The following is a 16,774-nucleotide window of genomic DNA, read 5'->3' as shown; positions in this document are numbered from 1 at the left end:
TCAGTGAAACTTTTGCCGGATGGCGGCATAAACGCCTTATCCGGCCTACCTCTGCATCTGAGGACGCTGTCGGCCTGATAAGCGCAGCGCCATCAGGCAAAGATATCACTGCTGGGTTTCAACACGAATCAGATCAGGCGGGAGAGCTACGTTGAGAATAACCGGTTGCCAGGCTTTGCGCTCAGCAAGCTTACGGGAATATCCTCGCGCAATCAGGAATCCCCCCACGCCGCCCAGTATCGCCCCGCTGAGTGCGGCGATATCACTGCCAAACAGCACCTGAAACAGCGCAGCAAAAATAAAGAGTCCCGCCAGCGGAGACATATAAACCAGCATCGCCGAGCCTAACAGGCTCCCTTCGGCAATACCCAGTTCAACTTTCTGCCCTGGCGTCAGCGGTTCATCGCTGGGTACCACGATAGTATGCGTTGTTTGCGGCCCCAGTTTGTTCAGCACTCGACTGCCGCATCCAGCCCGCGAGGCGCAGCTGCTACACGATGCTTTAACATCGCAGCTGACCGTTGCCAGACCATTTTGCCAGGAAACAACCGTTGCCCATTCTTTAATCATTGCGCGGCCCTGAACTTGATATTGTCTGCAATACGCTTCGCCGTTTGCGGCGGAAGCTCACCGACGATAGTGATTTCGGCATTATCCCGCACGGTAGTACTGACCGTTCGACGTCCGGTACGCAGCAGCTGATCGGCGCTGTTTTGCGACGCACGGTTTACGTTTACGGAGAAACTGAACAGACCATCGGAATAAAGCCGTGATTCGATCGGCATGTTATCCATCGTCGGCAGCGGGCGTCGACTGCTGGAAACCTCGCTGAAGCCCTGCGGCAACCACGACGGACTCCAGTTAAAGTTGGTTTTCTCACCCGCAGGAACTGACAGTAACGGCGGCAGATTGGCTTTCGCCAGCGTCTGCATGCTATCGCTGACACCGTTGTTAACAGTAAAGGCGATAACGCGGAACTGTTCCAGCGTTTCGCCATCCCGATCGAGGAGATCGACACGCATTGGCAGCTTGGTTTCGGTGTCCATCCAGACGATGTAGCTGTAACGCGTACCGTCACGGGCTACCACGCGGATCACTTCACAGAGTCGGTCGGCAATACGGGTGCGGCCTACAGAGATAAAATCATAGTAGGGAGCAAGACGTTTGAAGTCGGTGTAAATCAGGGATGGCAGAGAGTCAACGATATAGTCGCCGTTCAGCGTGAACGGTTCGAGACCTGGCTCAAAATAGCTGATTTCGTTGCCACGTTGCACCACTTCCCGGCGCGGGCCATCCATTTGCAACAGTTGCGCGAGCGGACGGTTATCCAGGCGGGCATGGCGATAACGTAGGGATTCAACACCCTGCTTATTGATGCTGACAAATGACAGCTCATAGGTGAGCGACTGGCTGGCCAGATTCATCTGCTGCAACAACGCCCCGGACGCAGGATTGGCCGAGGCGTTTACAGAGAAGAACAGGCTACCAGCCACAAGTGACATGGCAAACCAAAGTTGCTTCATTACTGCGATTGCGTTCCTAAAGTTTGAATTCCTGGCACCTGGACAGCGGCTTGCTGTGTTTGCGCCTGCTCAAACTGAAGCTGTTCGGAGTGCAGTCGACGTTGCAGTTCGTAATCCTGCAACATGGCATTAATACGACGACGCTGCTCCTGTACCTGCTGTTGCTGACCGCCGCTGGCCGTCGCGTCAGAAGGTACACCCAGGCTCACCGGACTGGCTTTACCCATCATCGGTAATGTATTAAATACCGGCGTTTCGGGCTGCTGGGACGTTTCAGATTGTCCATTATAGTGCTGGACGCCAACAATAACTGCAAGTGATACACACGCGGCCACACCCATTTGGGTAAGCTGCGCGGCCCACGGACGCATTTTCTTCCAGAATGGCATCTTCTGCCACTGATGCGGTGCTGGCTGGGCCTCAGGAATCAATGGCACCGCCTGACGTACTGGCTCATCTGCGATAGCAGCCATTACGCGGTCGGAAATATCGAAATGGAGAACGTCGGCGGTATCACCTCGCATGGAATCGCGAATCAGGTGATAACTCTCCCAGGTTTTTTGCATTTCCGGGTCATGAGCCAGCTCTTTGAGTAACTCAGTGTCCAGCGTTTCGCCATCCATTAAAGCGGAAAGTTTTTCTTTCTGCATGCCTAATACCTTTTCCAGTATCCCGCTATCGTCAACGCCTGATAAGCGGTTGAACTTTATTATCAATAGCTTCCCTCGCTCGGAAGATACGTGAACGCACCGTACCCACCGGACAATCCATGATAGCGGCTATCTCTTCATAGCTCAGGCCATCCAGCTCCCGCAAGGTTATTGCCATGCGTAAATCTTCCGGGAGGGACTCAATAGTTCGGAAAACTATCTGTCTCAGTTCTTCTGACAACATTAAGTTCTCAGGGTTCGAAATTTCTTTCAGCGCACCGCCACTTTCGTAATTTTCTGCTTCAATCGCATCTATATCACTGGAAGGTGGACGACGCCCCTGAGCGACCAGGTAATTCTTCGCTGTATTGACTGCAATACGATACAGCCAGGTATAAAAAGCACTATCTCCCCGGAACGAGTCCAGCGCACGATAGGCCTTAATAAATGCTTCTTGTACAACATCGGGAACATCGCCCGATGGTACATAGCGGGAAACCAGACTCGCCACTTTATGCTGGTAGCGAACCACCAGTAAGTTAAAGGCTTTCTGATCTCCCTTCTGGACCCGTTCAACCAGGACCTGGTCCGTTAACTGCTCGCTCATCCGAGGTAAAGTCTCCCCAAACCAAATTTCCACGCGCTTTCGAAACGCCACTCCATAAGCTTCACTATGAGCAAGCAAAAGCTTAGAGTGCTCAAGTTTCGTAAAGTTCCGTTACGCATTTGTTTTTGTTTGTCATGTTGTAGACAGGTCTTATCTCTCATTATAAGTCTACATAACCCGATCAACGCACTATCTGTATAGAAATGCCCATTTCACCGCCTGCAGAGTAACCCAACAGCCACTTTATTTCACCTCATAATCTGATGCTAACGGCCTGCTTCACAAAATATTTTTGCTCTTTCACTCATCCACATGCCTTTCCTCTGTGTTTAGCCATTGCAACACGATTAAAAATAAAACGTGCAGTATCGCGCAATGTGGTGCTATGGTGATCAAACACTGTTTAGTAAATTAAACAAAAATCATGAATACGACTCCTGAATTATCCTGTGACGTGCTGATTATTGGCAGCGGGGCTGCCGGACTCTCACTGGCTCTGCGGCTGGCTGAAAAACATCAGGTTATTGTTCTGAGCAAGGGGCCTGTCAGTGAAGGCTCGACATTTTATGCTCAGGGCGGTATTGCCGCTGTTTTCGATGAAACCGACAGCATTGACTCCCACGTTGAAGATACGCTGATTGCCGGGGCCGGGCTGTGCGATCGTCATGCCGTTGAGTTTGTTGCCAGTAACGCCCGTTCATGTGTCCAGTGGCTAATTGATCAAGGCGTCTTATTTGATACGCAGGTTCAGCCCAATGGTGAAGAGAGTTACCATCTGACCCGTGAAGGCGGTCATAGCCATCGACGCATCCTGCACGCTGCGGATGCCACCGGCAAAGAAGTTGAAACCACCCTCGTCAGCCAGGCACAAAATCATCCCAACATCCGGGTTCTCGAACGCAGTAATGCTGTCGACCTGATTGTCTCCGATAAAATCGGTCTGCCGGGAACGCGTCGGGTTGTCGGCGCATGGATCTGGAATCGTAATAAAGAAGCCGTCGAAACCTGCCATGCGAAGTCGGTAGTGCTGGCAACCGGCGGCGCGTCAAAGGTGTATCAATACACCACCAATCCGGATATTTCTTCGGGTGACGGAATTGCAATGGCCTGGCGCGCAGGGTGCCGTGTCGCCAATCTGGAATTTAACCAGTTTCACCCGACGGCGCTGTATCATCCGCAGGCACGCAATTTTCTGCTGACCGAGGCGCTACGTGGCGAAGGCGCACACCTGAAGCGCCCGGACGGTTCACGCTTTATGCCCGACTTTGACAAACGCGGCGAGCTTGCCCCACGTGATATTGTCGCCCGTGCCATCGACCATGAGATGAAGCGTTTGGGTGCTGACTGCATGTTCCTCGACATCAGCCATAAGCCAGAAGAATTTGTTCGTCAGCATTTCCCGATGATTTACGAAAAATTGCTGGGACTGGGCATCGATCTGACCAAAGAGCCGGTCCCTATCGTTCCTGCCGCGCACTATACCTGCGGCGGCGTGATGGTTGATGACTTTGGTCGTACAGATGTCGACGGGCTGTATGCGATCGGCGAAGTGAGTTATACCGGCCTGCATGGCGCCAACCGCATGGCGTCGAACTCATTGCTGGAGTGCCTGGTTTACGGCTGGTCCGCGGCCGAAGATATCGACAGGCGTATGCCTTATGCACGCGGCGTCAGCACGCTCCCGGGCTGGGATGAAAGCCGGGTAGAAAACCCGGATGAGTTGGTTGTCATTCAGCATAACTGGCATGAGCTGCGGCTGTTTATGTGGGATTACGTCGGTATTGTGCGCACCACTAAACGTCTGGAACGCGCCCTGCGTCGTATCACCATGCTGCAACAGGAAATCGACGAGTATTACGCCCATTTCCGTGTGTCGAACAACCTATTGGAGCTGCGCAATCTGGTGCAGGTTGCCGAGCTGATTGTCCGCTGCGCGATGATGCGCAAAGAGAGTCGGGGCCTGCACTACACGCTGGATTATCCAGAACAACTTCCAGAGGCGGGCCCGTCAATTCTCTCGCCGCTCAGTCATCACATAAACAGATAGAACGCCTGGGTCAGCGCCGTGTAGCCTTCAGAATAACGCTGGTCTGACCCACGGATAACCAACCTGTCACTAAAGCACTCCCCGGCCTGCGGGGAGAATGCCAGCAAAACCCGATGTGGTAGACGAGCCTCGGTTTCTGCTACATCCGTGCGCAATCGCAGATGCCAGCCCATGCTAAGTGCCTGCTGGGTAAACGCGTTACCAATCTGCTCCGGTAGCACCACACAAAAAAAACCTTCTTCCGTAATGCTGTCAGCCGCCAGGGTGAGCAATGCTTCGTGATCGAGCGTGGTCGTGTAGCGCGCCTGTTCACGTTGCGGGGTTGCGCATTCCACACCCTGTTCATAATAGGGTGGATTGCTGATAATCAGGTCAAAACGTACGGTCTGGCGCGGTACCCATTGCTGAGCATCCTCTGAATGTACCCTCACACGATGCATCCACGGAGATTGCGCGATGTTATCCTGTGCCTGCTGCGCGGCGTCAACATCAAGCTCAACAGCATCAATGATGACGTTTTTATCTGTACGTTGGGCCAACATCAGCGCCAGCAGACCGCTCCCGGTACCAATATCAAGGATCCGTTTTACACCAGCCACAGGAGCCCAGGCACCCAATAAAATGCCGTCCGTTCCGACTTTCATTGCACAACGATCATGTGCCACAAAAAACTGCTTAAAAGTAAATCCATTACGCCGAAGTACGGATGTAGACTGGGGCATGAAGAACAACCTTCCTGGAAAAAAAACGATAACATAGGATAAAAACAATACCTGAGAAGGTATATCCATACAAACAGATGAAGATTGCAGCCGTAACGTCTATAATCAGCGCCCCACTCAGAGGTAGAACATGACTGTAACGACTTTTTCCGAACTTGAACTCGATGAAAGCCTTCTGGATGCCCTCCAGGAAAAAGGTTTCACTCGCCCGACCGCCATTCAGGCTGCCGCCATTCCGCCTGCGCTCGATGGCCGTGATGTACTCGGTTCTGCGCCGACAGGCACCGGTAAAACGGCGGCATATTTGCTGCCAGCGTTGCAGCACCTGCTCGACTTCCCGCGCAAGAAATCCGGTCCACCGCGCATTTTAATCCTGACACCGACGCGCGAACTGGCGATGCAGGTTGCCGAACACGCCCGTGAATTGGCCAAAAATACGCATCTGGATATCGCCACCATTACCGGTGGCGTGGCTTACATGAACCACATGGAAGTCTTTAGCGAAAACCAGGACATCGTGGTCGCCACCACTGGTCGTCTGCTGCAATACATTAAAGAAGAGAACTTCGACTGCCATGCAGTTGAAACGCTGATCCTCGATGAAGCAGACCGTATGCTGGATATGGGCTTTGCCCAGGACATCGAGCATATTGCCGGTGAAACCCGTTGGCGTAAGCAAACCATGCTGTTCTCCGCCACGCTGGAAGGCGATGCGATCAAAGATTTTGCCGAGCGTCTGCTGGAAGATCCTGTCGAAGTCTCGGCGGATCCGTCCACCCGCGAACGCAAGAAGATCCATCAGTTTTACTACCGTGCCGATGATATCGAGCACAAAACTGCCCTGCTGATCCATCTGTTAAAACAGCCGGAAGCGACCCGCTCAATTGTCTTTGTACGCAAACGCGAACGTGTGCACGAGCTGGCAGGCTGGCTGCGCCAGGCAGGCATTAATAACTGCTATCTCGAAGGCGAGATGGTGCAGAACAAACGTAACGAAGCGATCAAGCGCCTGACCGATGGTCGCGTGAACGTGCTGGTAGCAACTGACGTTGCCGCACGCGGGATCGATATTCCTGACGTCAGCCACGTATTTAACTTCGACATGCCGCGCAGTGGCGATGCCTATCTGCACCGCATTGGTCGTACCGGTCGTGCCGGGCGTAAAGGTACTGCAATCTCTTTGGTTGAAGCGCATGACCACCTGCTGCTCGGCAAAGCGAGCCGCTATATTGACGAGCCGCTGAAAGCACGCGTCATCGACGAACTGCGTCCAACCACGCGCGCGCCAAGTGAGAAATCCAACGGTAAGCCATCCAAGAAAGTGCTGGCGAAGCGCGCCGAGAAAAAAGCGAAAGAGAAAGAGAAGCCACGGGTGAAAAAACGTCACCGCGACGCCAAAAATATCGGCAAACGTCGTAAGCCAAGTGGAGCTGCTACCCAGCAGTCCGACAAAGAGTAAACCGAGTGCCGGGCCGTTTAGCCCGGCATTTTTTCATGCGCAACAAAGCTCTCTGTAATACATTCCATAAAAACCCGCATCGCCGGGCTAACGACTTTTCCGGCATGATGTGCGCACAATGCGGTAATCAGTTCCGGCTTTTCACTGAACGGCAACTCGATTAATTCTCCTGAGTGTAATTCCTTCTCAACGGTAAACCGCGGTAAAAAACTGACACCAAGATTCGCAGAGACACACTGCTTGATGCTTTCGATACTCCATAGCTCAATAGTATTTTCCAGCGTTATCTGCCGCTTACGCAGCAGACTTTCAAAACGCTGTCTAAAAATACATTGCGGTTCATTAATGATAAAACTGCAGGGAATATGCTGATTATGCTGAGTGAAATCAACATTCTGAAGAGCCGGAGAGGCGACCAGCGCCAGTGACTGTTCACCCAGTGACAGCATCTCAAGCGCCTCATCATTCCCAACCCGATAAAATACCCCCAGATCAACCTCATCACCCAGCAGAGCATCACGAATGACATAACAATTGAGCGACTGTAGGGACAACCGAACATTGGGAGCGCGCTGTTTAAAGCGCTGTAAAACCTGCGGCATTTTATAGGCCAGCAACGTTTCTCCGGTGGCGACGCGGAGATCACCGCTTGGCTGTGCATCTTGTTGCGCCGTCTGACGGATCGATGCCATCACACGAGTCAGGTCATGTATATGCGGCATCAGCCGTTTGCCCTCACTGGTGAGACACATCCGCCGGCCAATTTTTTCAAACAGCTGCACCGAGAGCTCTTGCTCAAGCTGTTGAATATGAAAGGTAACCGTTGACTGCGTACAGCAAAGTTTCTGCGACGCCCGCAGGAATGAACCTTCTTCCACCACCGTTTTTAGCGTAATAAACCGACGTAAATCCATCCGCACTAACCCATCGAAAATATCGAACTTAGAATGCAAAAACATTCATTTTTTTAAATGTTTTGTCTCGAGTACTGTCTGCTAAAACAGAGGAGATAACAAGTGACCCCCATGCTTTTAAGTGCATTCTGGATCTATACACTGATTACTGCGCTAACACCCGGCCCGAATAATATCCTCGCGCTCAGTGCCGCAACGTCACATGGCTTACGTCAAAGCACGCGTGTTCTGGCCGGAATGAGTCTGGGCTTTTTAATCGTCATGCTGCTGTGCGCCGGGATCTCGTTTTCGCTGGTCGTCCTGGATCCGGCTATTATTCATTGGCTGAGTTGGGCAGGGGCAGCCTACATTTTATGGCTGGCGCTGAAAATCGCCACCAGCCCAGCCTCAAACGATAGCCTGCAGGCGGAACCGATTAGCTTTTGGGCGAGTTTTGGTTTGCAGTTTGTGAACGTCAAAATCATTTTGTACGGCATTACCGCGTTATCCACATTTGTATTGCCGTATACCCAGGACGCGCACTGGTTGATTGGAGTGAGTATTCTGCTGGCGTTGATTGGAACCTTTGGCAATGCCTGTTGGGCGCTGGCAGGCCATCTTTTTCAGCGCGTTTTTCGTCGTTACGGTCGGCAGTTGAATATCATTCTGGCATTACTGTTGGTGTATTGTGCGGTGAGGATTTTTTACTAACGGATATAAAAAAGCGGAAGACGCACTGGCATCTTCCGCTTTTAGATTCTCTGCTGGGCGGGGTTATTCCCCGCGAGCCTTACAGGCTCTCAGTAAAGGTACGAGCAATAACGTCGCGCTGCTGTTCTGGAGTCAGAGAGTTAAAGCGCACTGCATAACCAGAAACACGGATGGTCAGTTGCGGATATTTTTCCGGGTGCTTAACTGCATCTTCCAGTGTTTCACGACGCAGAACGTTAACGTTCAGGTGCTGACCACCTTCTACACGAACTTCTGGCTGTACATCTACCGGTACTTCACGGTATTCGATTTCGCCCAGTTTGCTGACGGCAACGACGTCATCAGCATTGAAACCTGCTTTCGCAACGATGCAGCGTGCTTCGCCTTTTTCGCTGTCCAGCAGCCAGAAAGAGTTCAGCAGGTCGTCGTTTGCAGCTTTAGTAATCTGGATACCTGTAATCATGTTGATGCCTCCCCGGCAAAATTATTTGATTTCGGTTGGCCGCATCCGGCCAATTGGTAAAACCATTGTTGCTTGAGTGTATATATACCCCTCACCCACCCTTGAATCTTTGATTTAAATCAATAAAAACCACACATCAAAAGTGGTGATAGGTGGATTTTATTGTTTTACATCAACTTACGCCATGCAAACAGATAAACTTTTTACATAAATTTTCAACTATCTTTAAGGGGTAGCCCCTTGAGAAACGTACAGAATTTTGCGACGTCGAAAGAAGCAGTTAAGCTAGGGGGATTGAAAATTCGCAGGAGAGCGAGATGGCCACCGAATTAACCTGGCACGATGTGCTGGCTGAAGAAAAACAGCAGCCTTATTTTGTTAACACACTGCATACTGTTGCCGGCGAGCGTCAGTCAGGAATGACAATTTATCCGCCGCAAAAAGATGTATTTAACGCGTTTCGCTTTACCGAACTTGGCGACGTGAAAGTCGTCATTCTGGGACAAGATCCCTATCACGGTCCAGGCCAGGCACACGGTCTCGCGTTCTCTGTTCGTCCGGGGGTTGCCACTCCACCTTCGTTGCTGAACATGTACAAAGAGCTGGAAGCAACAATTCCCGGCTTCACCCGCCCAACGCACGGATATCTGGAAAGCTGGGCACGCCAGGGCGTATTGTTACTCAACACCGTGCTTACCGTCCGCGCCGGTCAGGCTCATTCGCACGCTAGTCTGGGATGGGAAACGTTTACTGATAAAGTCATCAGCCTGATTAACCAACATCGGGAAGGCGTGGTTTTCCTGCTTTGGGGTTCACATGCTCAGAAGAAAGGCGCGATTATTGATGCGCAGCGTCACCATGTGTTGAAAGCGCCACACCCATCACCGCTCTCTGCGCATCGCGGTTTCTTTGGTTGCAATCACTTTGTACTGGCTAATGAATGGCTGGAACAACGAGGTGAAAAACCGGTTGACTGGATGCCGGTATTACCCGCAGAAAGCGAGTAAAAAAATGCCAGCGATTCGCTGGCATTTTTATTATCAGGCTTTGTTCTGACGCCACCACTCCGCGAGCAGCACGCCGGTCGCGACAGAAACGTTGAGCGTTTCTACCTTGCCGGTACCATCAATCGCCACGCACAGGTCGTCGGCTGAGCATGCGGCTTCTGGGAGAGCTTCACGCTCACGCCCTAATACCAGCACCATTTTTTCTGGCAGCGTGGTTGTAAACAGCGGTTTGCCTTTCACGCTTGAGGTCATCACTACCGTGTAACCCGCGTTACGGAAATCATCCAGCACGTCGACAATACTGTCACCGGTAATCGGCTGAACGTGCTCTGCTCCACCTTCAGCGGTACGGATAGCCGCACCCGATTCCAGTAATGCTGCGTCCTGTACCACTACGCCTTTCACGCCGAAGTGCGCACAGCTACGCATCATACCGCCCAGGTTATGCGGGTTGGCGATATCTTCCAGCGCCAGCACACAATCCTGCGCTCCGGCCTGACCAACCCACTGCTTAACGGTGGTACCGTTACGCTTTTTGATCAGGAAGCAGACACCACCATGGTGCTCGGTACCAGATGCTTTCGCCAGTTCGGCCTCATCAACCACGTGATAGGCTTTGCGGTTTGCCGCCATCCAGCGTAATGCTTCTTTAAAGCGCGGGGTGACGCTCTGAACAAACCAGGCGCGGACAATGGCGTCCGGGCGGCTCTGGAACAACGCCTGGCACGCATTTTCGCCATAAACGCGGGTTTCTTCCGCGCGCTGACGACGCAGTACTTCAGGATCGATAAAGCTCTTACCGCTGATGCCACCATGATCGGCTTTATCCGCAGTATCATCACTCGGTGCGCGGGATACGGTACGCCACGGTGAATCTTCACGTTTACGGTCGCGTTCAACATCGCGGTCACGACCACGTTCACGACCGCGTTCGCTGTTCGGCCCCTTTCTGTCATCACGGGCAGGGCGACGACCGCCTTCGGCTCGGGAAGTACCGGGGCGACCGCCGCCTTTACCAGTACGTGGATTTTGGGTGCGTTTATCCGAGTCATCGTCACTGCGGACGTACATCACTTTGACCTTGCCGTTTTTGTTCTTCAGTTCGTCGCTCATGTTTTTCTCCACCTGCTCTGCGCGAAGCGCGCAGATTACCCGATGTGCACGTCGTTAGCCATTATTTCATTTAAAAGCTAAGGACTATTGTACTCATTGAATAAAACGCATTGTTGTTTAGAACAGACTCCCCGATAATATGTAACATAATAGAAACATACTGGCGTTACTGCCGTGAAGTCCACTCCATTCATCCAGAGGTTAGTTATGAATACCGTTTGTACCAGCTGCCAGGCTATCAACCGCATCCCCGACGATCGTGTCCAGGAAGCGGCTAAATGCGGACGCTGTGGTCACGACCTGTTTGATGGGGAGGTGATCAATGCGACCGGTGAAACACTGGATAAACTGTTAAAAGACGATCTCCCAGTGGTGGTTGATTTTTGGGCCCCCTGGTGTGGCCCATGCCGCAACTTCGCGCCAATTTTTGAAGATGTCGCGGAAGAACGTAGCGGTAAAGTACGTTTTGTTAAAGTGAATACGGAAGCCGAACGTGAGCTCAGCGCCCGCTTCGGTATCCGCAGCATCCCGACCATCATGATCTTCAGAAAAGGTGAAATCGTCGACATGCTTAATGGCGCCGTACCTAAGGCCCCGTTTGATAGCTGGCTTAACGAATCATTATAAACTCTGCGGGGCACATCTTGTGCCCCGTTTTGTCCTCTGAGACAATAGCATTTTTCAACGTGCTTCCCGATGACCAATAACGCCGTTCTCCAGTTACGTGCCGAGCGTCTTGCGCGCGCCACGCGCCCTTTTCTTGCCCGAGGTAACCGCATTCGTCGCTGTCAGCGCTGCCTGCTACCGCTGAAACTGTGCCTGTGTGAAACGCTGACGCCAGCTCAGGCGAAAAGTCGTTTTTGCCTGGTGATGTTTGATACCGAACCGATGAAACCCAGCAATACCGGGCGTTTAATTGCCGATATACTGCCTGATACCGCTGCGTTTCAGTGGTCACGTACCGAACCGCCGTCAGCATTGCTTGAGCTGGTGAAAAATCCGGATTATCAGCCGATGGTCGTATTCCCGGCATCTTATGCCGACGAGGGGCGTGAGGTCATTTTCACACCACCGGCGGGTAAACCACCGCTGTTCATTATGCTTGATGGCACCTGGCCGGAAGCACGCAAAATGTTCCGCAAAAGCCCGTACCTTGATAACCTGCCGGTGATCTCCGTCGATCTATCACGCCTCTCCGCTTACCATCTGCGCGAAGTCCATGCCGAGGGGCAATATTGCACTGCCGAAGTGGCAATCGCTTTACTGGATCTGGCAGGCGATAAGCAGGCAGCCGAAGGATTAGGTGAACACTTCACGCGCTTTAAAACACGCTACCTGGCAGGAAAAACGCAACATCAGGGAAGCGTCACAGCAGACTCGCCAGAAAGCGTGTAAAATCATTCGGTCACTGGAGTCATTAAGGAAGCCGATATGAGTCAGCGTGGTCTGGAAGCACTACTGCGACCGAAATCCATTGCTGTGATTGGGGCGTCAATGAAGCCCAATCGAGCAGGATACCTGATGATGCGTAACCTGCTGGCAGGAGGGTTCAACGGCCCCGTTTTACCAGTGACCCCCGCCTGGAAAGCGGTGTTGGGCGTACTGGCCTGGCCCAATATCAGCAGCCTGCCTTTTAGCCCCGATCTCGCCGTATTGTGCACCAATGCCAGCCGCAACCTGACGTTGCTCGAAGCGCTTGGCGAGAAAGGTTGTAAAACCTGCATTATTCTCTCGGCTCCTACGGCGCAACACGCGGAGCTGTTGGCCTGCGCATCACGCTACAACATACGTCTGCTGGGTCCCAACAGTCTGGGGCTTCTCGCTCCCTGGCAGGGGCTTAACGCCAGCTTTTCCCCCGTCCCGATTAAGCGCGGCAAGCTGGCTTTCATCTCTCAATCCGCAGCCGTATCCAATACCATACTCGACTGGGCACAGCAGAGAGAAATGGGCTTTTCTTACTTTATCGCGCTGGGTGACAGCCTGGATATCGACGTTGATGAGCTACTGGATTACCTGGCACGCGACAGTAAAACCAGCGCGATATTGCTGTATCTCGAACATTTAAGCGATGCCCGCCGCTTTGTCTCCGCCGCCCGTAGCGCCTCACGCAATAAACCTATTCTGGTGATTAAGAGCGGTCGCAGCCCTGCAGCGCAGCGTTTACTGCATACCAGCGCCGGGATGGACCCTGCGTGGGATGCAGCTATTCAGCGCGCCGGTTTACTGCGCGTACAAGACACTCACGAGCTGTTCTCAGCGGTGGAAACCCTGAGCCACATGCGCCCGCTGCGTGGCGACAGGCTGATGATCATTAGCAATGGAGCCGCGCCTGCCGCACTGGCATTAGATGAGCTGTGGTCAAAAAATGGCAAGCTGGCGGCATTGAGTGAAGATACCTGCCAGAAATTACGCGATGCGCTACCTGAACACGTTGATATCGCCAACCCGCTGGATCTGCGGGACGACGCCAGCAGCGAGCACTATGTTAAGACACTGGATATTTTGCTCGCCAGCCAGGATTTCGACGCGCTAATGGTGATTCACTCACCCAGCGCAGCCGCCCCCGGAACCGAAAGCGCGCAAGCATTGATCGAAGCGGTAAAGCGTCATCCGCGCGGCAAGTTCGTCTCGTTGCTGACCAACTGGTGCGGCGAGTTTTCATCCCAGGAAGCACGCAGACTGTTTAGCGAAGCCGGATTACCGACTTACCGCACACCTGAAGGCACCATCACCGCCTTTATGCATATGGTGGAATATCGACGTAACCAGAAGCAACTACGGGAAACGCCTGCGCTGCCCGACTCTCTGACCACCAACACCGCCGAGGCGCATAATCTGTTACAGCAGGCGATTGCCGAAGGCGCAACGTCGCTGGATACCCATGAAGTACAGCCGATTTTACACGCCTATGGCTTACACACGCTGCCGACATGGATCGCCAGCGACAGTGCAGAAGCCGTACACATCGCAGAACAAATCGGTTACCCGGTAGCACTGAAGCTGCGCTCTCCTGATATTCCGCATAAGTCGGAAGTTCAGGGGGTTATGTTGTACCTGCGTACGGCAACAGAAGTGCAGCAGGCAGCCAATGCGATTTTTGATCGGGTAAAAATGGCCTGGCCACAGGCACGTATCCACGGTTTGTTAGTACAAAGTATGGCGAATCGCGCTGGTGCTCAAGAACTTCGCGTCGTCGTTGAACACGACCCGGTATTTGGTCCGTTGATTATGCTGGGTGAAGGTGGTGTTGAGTGGCGACCGGAAGAGCAAGCCGTGGTGGCCTTGCCGCCACTGAACATGAATCTGGCGCGTTATCTGGTGATCCAGGGGATCAAAAACAAAAAGATCCGCGCTCGCAGCGCACTACGTCCCTTAGATATTGCAGGCTTAAGCCAACTGTTGGTCCAGGTCTCCAACCTGATCGTCGATTGTCCGGAAATTCAGCGCCTGGATATCCACCCTCTACTGGCCTCTGCTGGGGAATTTACTGCACTGGACGTCACACTGGATATTGCCCCTTTCACGGGCGATAACGAAAGCAGGCTGGCGGTACGCCCTTATCCCCATCAGCTTGAAGAGTGGGTGGAGTTGAAAAACGGGGAGCGCTGCCTGTTCCGTCCCATTTTGCCAGAGGATGAACCTCATCTGCAGCAGTTCATATCTCAGGTAACGAAAGAAGATCTTTATTATCGCTATTTCAGTGAGATCAACGAATTCACCCATGAAGATTTAGCCAATATGACGCAGATCGACTACGATCGGGAAATGGCCTTTGTGGCGGTACGCTGTAAAGATAATCAGCAAGAGATCCTCGGCGTAACGCGAGCAATCTCGGATCCTGATAACGTTGATGCCGAGTTTGCCGTGCTGGTTCGTTCCGATCTCAAAGGGCTTGGATTGGGTCGCCGGTTGATGGAAAAATTAATCGCATATACGCGAGATCACGGACTTATACGTTTGAATGGTATTACGATGCCAAACAATCGTGGGATGGTCGCCCTGGCCCGAAAACTCGGGTTTGTCGTTGACGTCCAGCTCGAAGAGGGAATTGTTGGGCTATCGCTTAATCTGGCCCAATTCGAGGAATCGTGAGTAAGGTACTGGAAATGTTGACCACATTAATGGGGACTGGTGGTATCATTGCCCGCTTATGTCGTCTGCAAAGCACAGAGGACCCTTCAATGAACAGAGAAGAAATGCACTGTGATGTTGTCAAAATTTAAGCGTAATAAACATCAACAACACCTTGCCCAACTACCTAAGATTTCTCAGTCAGTTGATGATGTAGATTTCTTTTATGCTCCCGCTAATTTCAGGGAGACTCTGCTGGAAAAAATAGCCAGCGCGACGCGACGGATCTGCATCATTGCACTGTACCTGGAACAGGATGACGGTGGCAAAGGCATTCTCGATGCGCTCTATGCGGCAAAACGGCAGCGTCCAGAGCTAGATGTACGGGTGCTTGTCGACTGGCACCGAGCCCAGCGTGGACGTATTGGCGCCGCGGCATCGAATACCAACGCTGACTGGTATTGTCGAATGGCGCAGGAAAACCCGGGTATCGATATCCCTGTCTACGGCGTGCCAATTAACACCCGCGAAGCGCTTGGTGTTCTGCATTTTAAAGGCTTTATCATTGATGATAGCGTCCTGTATAGCGGGGCCAGTCTGAACGATGTTTACTTACACCAACATGATAAATACCGCTATGACCGCTATCAGCTGATTCGCAACGCGAAGATGGCCGATATCATGTACGATTGGGTTACGCAGAACCTGATGAATGGGCGCGGCGTTAATCGTCTCGATGATATCCATCGTCCTAAAAGTCCGGAAATTAAAAACGATATCCGCCTGTACCGTCAGGAATTGCGCGATGCATCCTTCCATTTTCAGGGTGATGCGGATAATGAACAGCTTTCGGTCACGCCGCTGGTTGGGCTCGGAAAATCCAGTCTGTTAAATAAGACTATTTTCCACCTCATGCCCTGCGCGGAGCACAAACTCACCATTTGTACGCCTTATTTCAACCTACCTGCCATCCTGGTGCGCAATATCATTCAACTACTGCGTGAAGGGAAAAAGGTCGAAATCATTGTCGGTGATAAAACCGCCAACGACTTCTTCATTCCAGAAGATGAGCCATTCAAGATCATCGGTGCGTTGCCTTATCTGTATGAAATAAATCTGCGCCGTTTCCTGAGCAGACTGCAGTATTACGTGAATACCGACCAGTTGGTAGTGCGCTTATGGAAAGATGATGACAACACCTATCATCTGAAAGGCATGTGGGTTGATGATAAATGGATGCTGCTGACTGGCAACAACCTTAACCCTCGCGCCTGGCGTCTGGATCTGGAAAACGCCATCCTTATCCACGATCCTCAGCAAGAGCTGACTCCCCAGCGCGATAAAGAGCTGGAGCTCATCCGCACGCATACCACCGTCGTGAAGCACTATCGCGACCTACAGAGCATTGCCGACTATCCAGTCAAAGTACGTAAGCTTATCCGTCGATTACGCCGTATTCGTATCGACAGATTAATTAGCCGTATTCTGTAACCAAGACCCCGTCCAGT

General features: G+C 52.2%; 17 protein-coding genes. 8 read left to right on the top strand and 9 right to left on the bottom strand.

Going from position 1 to position 16,774, the window contains the following annotated elements; genetic code table 11:
* Window positions 1-105 precede the first annotated feature (105 nt).
* Genes rseC through rseD form a run of 5 tightly spaced genes read right to left on the bottom strand, consistent with a single transcriptional unit; the run spans window position 106 to window position 2,941 of the window.
* Window positions 106-570 (bottom strand): SoxR-reducing system protein RseC, encoded by a 465-nt coding sequence (gene rseC / locus IB196_RS05945; protein WP_005130330.1) that lies wholly within the window; start codon window positions 568-570, stop codon window positions 106-108.
* Window positions 567-1,523 carry a sigma-E factor regulatory protein RseB gene (gene rseB, locus IB196_RS05940; protein ID WP_188232162.1) on the bottom strand — a complete coding sequence of 319 codons (957 nt, stop codon included), beginning with the start codon at window positions 1,521-1,523 and terminating at the stop codon, window positions 567-569. Before rseB ends, rseC begins: the two co-directional genes overlap by 4 nt.
* Window positions 1,523-2,173 carry an anti-sigma-E factor RseA gene (gene rseA, locus IB196_RS05935; protein ID WP_005130332.1) on the bottom strand — a complete coding sequence of 217 codons (651 nt, stop codon included), beginning with the start codon at window positions 2,171-2,173 and terminating at the stop codon, window positions 1,523-1,525. Before rseA ends, rseB begins: the two co-directional genes overlap by 1 nt.
* Before the next feature lie 31 nt (window positions 2,174-2,204).
* Window positions 2,205-2,780, bottom strand: a complete 576-nt coding sequence (rpoE, locus tag IB196_RS05930; RefSeq protein ID WP_003037573.1) for an RNA polymerase sigma factor RpoE — start codon at window positions 2,778-2,780, stop codon at window positions 2,205-2,207.
* On the bottom strand, window positions 2,777-2,941 hold the full coding sequence (gene rseD / locus IB196_RS05925) for a rpoE leader peptide RseD (protein ID WP_124022090.1): 165 nt from the start codon (window positions 2,939-2,941) through the stop codon (window positions 2,777-2,779). The genes rpoE and rseD overlap by 4 nt, the downstream gene beginning before the upstream one ends.
* 263 nt (window positions 2,942-3,204) lie before the next feature.
* Here rseD and nadB point away from each other — a divergent pair, with 263 nt between their 5' ends.
* The gene (gene nadB, locus IB196_RS05920) at window positions 3,205-4,827 is read left to right on the top strand and encodes an L-aspartate oxidase (RefSeq protein ID WP_155021425.1); all 1,623 of its coding nucleotides are present in this window, start codon (window positions 3,205-3,207) and stop codon (window positions 4,825-4,827) included.
* Here nadB and trmN read toward each other — a convergent pair.
* A complete protein-coding gene (trmN, locus tag IB196_RS05915; RefSeq protein WP_040233407.1) occupies window positions 4,812-5,549 on the bottom strand; it encodes a tRNA(1)(Val) (adenine(37)-N(6))-methyltransferase TrmN in 738 nt (245 codons plus the stop codon). The genes nadB and trmN overlap by 16 nt on opposite strands.
* Before the next feature lie 130 nt (window positions 5,550-5,679).
* Between trmN and srmB the strand changes: the two genes are divergently transcribed.
* Complete coding sequence (gene srmB, locus IB196_RS05910) at window positions 5,680-7,008, top strand: ATP-dependent RNA helicase SrmB (protein WP_003037569.1); 1,329 nt, start codon at window positions 5,680-5,682, stop codon at window positions 7,006-7,008.
* A 17-nt stretch (window positions 7,009-7,025) separates the two neighbouring features.
* Here the strand turns inward: srmB and IB196_RS05905 are convergent, their stop codons facing one another.
* Entirely contained in the window at window positions 7,026-7,922 is an 897-nt protein-coding gene (locus IB196_RS05905) for a LysR family transcriptional regulator (RefSeq protein ID WP_137378420.1), read from the bottom strand.
* A 102-nt stretch (window positions 7,923-8,024) separates the two neighbouring features.
* On the opposite strand from IB196_RS05905, the gene eamB reads away from it, so the two are divergent.
* Window positions 8,025-8,612 carry a cysteine/O-acetylserine transporter gene (gene eamB / locus IB196_RS05900; RefSeq protein ID WP_188232163.1) on the top strand — a complete coding sequence of 196 codons (588 nt, stop codon included), beginning with the start codon at window positions 8,025-8,027 and terminating at the stop codon, window positions 8,610-8,612.
* A gap of 79 nt (window positions 8,613-8,691) precedes the next feature.
* Here eamB and grcA read toward each other — a convergent pair whose 3' ends face one another.
* On the bottom strand, window positions 8,692-9,075 hold the full coding sequence (grcA, locus tag IB196_RS05895) for an autonomous glycyl radical cofactor GrcA (protein WP_005121223.1): 384 nt from the start codon (window positions 9,073-9,075) through the stop codon (window positions 8,692-8,694).
* 317 nt (window positions 9,076-9,392) lie between these two features.
* Here grcA and ung point away from each other — a divergent pair, with 317 nt between their 5' ends.
* Window positions 9,393-10,082, top strand: a complete 690-nt coding sequence (gene ung / locus IB196_RS05890) for a uracil-DNA glycosylase (RefSeq protein WP_188232164.1) — start codon at window positions 9,393-9,395, stop codon at window positions 10,080-10,082.
* Window positions 10,083-10,115: 33 nt separating this feature from the next.
* Here ung and IB196_RS05885 read toward each other — a convergent pair whose 3' ends face one another.
* Complete coding sequence (locus IB196_RS05885) at window positions 10,116-11,195, bottom strand: tRNA/rRNA methyltransferase (protein ID WP_188232165.1); 1,080 nt, start codon at window positions 11,193-11,195, stop codon at window positions 10,116-10,118.
* Window positions 11,196-11,402: 207 nt separating this feature from the next.
* Here IB196_RS05885 and trxC point away from each other — a divergent pair, with 207 nt between their 5' ends.
* The 4 genes from trxC (at window position 11,403) to pssA (ending at window position 16,757) form a co-directional block, all read left to right on the top strand.
* A complete protein-coding gene (gene trxC, locus IB196_RS05880) occupies window positions 11,403-11,822 on the top strand; it encodes a thioredoxin TrxC (protein ID WP_003037559.1) in 420 nt (139 codons plus the stop codon).
* Between the two features lie 69 nt (window positions 11,823-11,891).
* Entirely contained in the window at window positions 11,892-12,590 is a 699-nt protein-coding gene (tapT, locus tag IB196_RS05875) for a tRNA-uridine aminocarboxypropyltransferase (RefSeq protein ID WP_005121220.1), read from the top strand.
* 36 nt (window positions 12,591-12,626) lie between these two features.
* Window positions 12,627-15,287, top strand: a complete 2,661-nt coding sequence (gene pat, locus IB196_RS05870) for a protein lysine acetyltransferase (protein WP_188232166.1) — start codon at window positions 12,627-12,629, stop codon at window positions 15,285-15,287.
* Window positions 15,288-15,401: 114 nt separating this feature from the next.
* Entirely contained in the window at window positions 15,402-16,757 is a 1,356-nt protein-coding gene (gene pssA, locus IB196_RS05865; protein WP_005121216.1) for a CDP-diacylglycerol--serine O-phosphatidyltransferase, read from the top strand.
* Window positions 16,758-16,774 lie beyond the last annotated feature (17 nt).

It is taken from the genome of Citrobacter sp. C6_1 (genome assembly GCF_014596835.2).
GTDB lineage: Bacteria > Pseudomonadota > Gammaproteobacteria > Enterobacterales > Enterobacteriaceae > Citrobacter > Citrobacter pasteurii.
Note: the sequence above shows the minus strand (reverse complement) of the source record. Positions and strands in the feature narration are given on the sequence as shown.

Coding starts and splice junctions, on each gene's coding strand:
- grcA (WP_005121223.1), bottom strand. CDS start 9,075: ATGATTACAGGTATCCAGATTACTAAAGCTGCAAACGACGACCTGCTG.
- pat (WP_188232166.1), top strand. CDS start 12,627: ATGAGTCAGCGTGGTCTGGAAGCACTACTGCGACCGAAATCCATTGCT.
- trmN (WP_040233407.1), bottom strand. CDS start 5,549: ATGCCCCAGTCTACATCCGTACTTCGGCGTAATGGATTTACTTTTAAG.
- rseA (WP_005130332.1), bottom strand. CDS start 2,173: ATGCAGAAAGAAAAACTTTCCGCTTTAATGGATGGCGAAACGCTGGAC.
- nadB (WP_155021425.1), top strand. CDS start 3,205: ATGAATACGACTCCTGAATTATCCTGTGACGTGCTGATTATTGGCAGC.
- IB196_RS05905 (WP_137378420.1), bottom strand. CDS start 7,922: ATGGATTTACGTCGGTTTATTACGCTAAAAACGGTGGTGGAAGAAGGT.
- rseB (WP_188232162.1), bottom strand. CDS start 1,523: ATGAAGCAACTTTGGTTTGCCATGTCACTTGTGGCTGGTAGCCTGTTC.
- rseC (WP_005130330.1), bottom strand. CDS start 570: ATGATTAAAGAATGGGCAACGGTTGTTTCCTGGCAAAATGGTCTGGCA.
- rseD (WP_124022090.1), bottom strand. CDS start 2,941: ATGAGAGATAAGACCTGTCTACAACATGACAAACAAAAACAAATGCGT.
- pssA (WP_005121216.1), top strand. CDS start 15,402: ATGTTGTCAAAATTTAAGCGTAATAAACATCAACAACACCTTGCCCAA.
- rpoE (WP_003037573.1), bottom strand. CDS start 2,780: ATGAGCGAGCAGTTAACGGACCAGGTCCTGGTTGAACGGGTCCAGAAG.
- ung (WP_188232164.1), top strand. CDS start 9,393: ATGGCCACCGAATTAACCTGGCACGATGTGCTGGCTGAAGAAAAACAG.
- trxC (WP_003037559.1), top strand. CDS start 11,403: ATGAATACCGTTTGTACCAGCTGCCAGGCTATCAACCGCATCCCCGAC.
- srmB (WP_003037569.1), top strand. CDS start 5,680: ATGACTGTAACGACTTTTTCCGAACTTGAACTCGATGAAAGCCTTCTG.
- IB196_RS05885 (WP_188232165.1), bottom strand. CDS start 11,195: ATGAGCGACGAACTGAAGAACAAAAACGGCAAGGTCAAAGTGATGTAC.
- tapT (WP_005121220.1), top strand. CDS start 11,892: ATGACCAATAACGCCGTTCTCCAGTTACGTGCCGAGCGTCTTGCGCGC.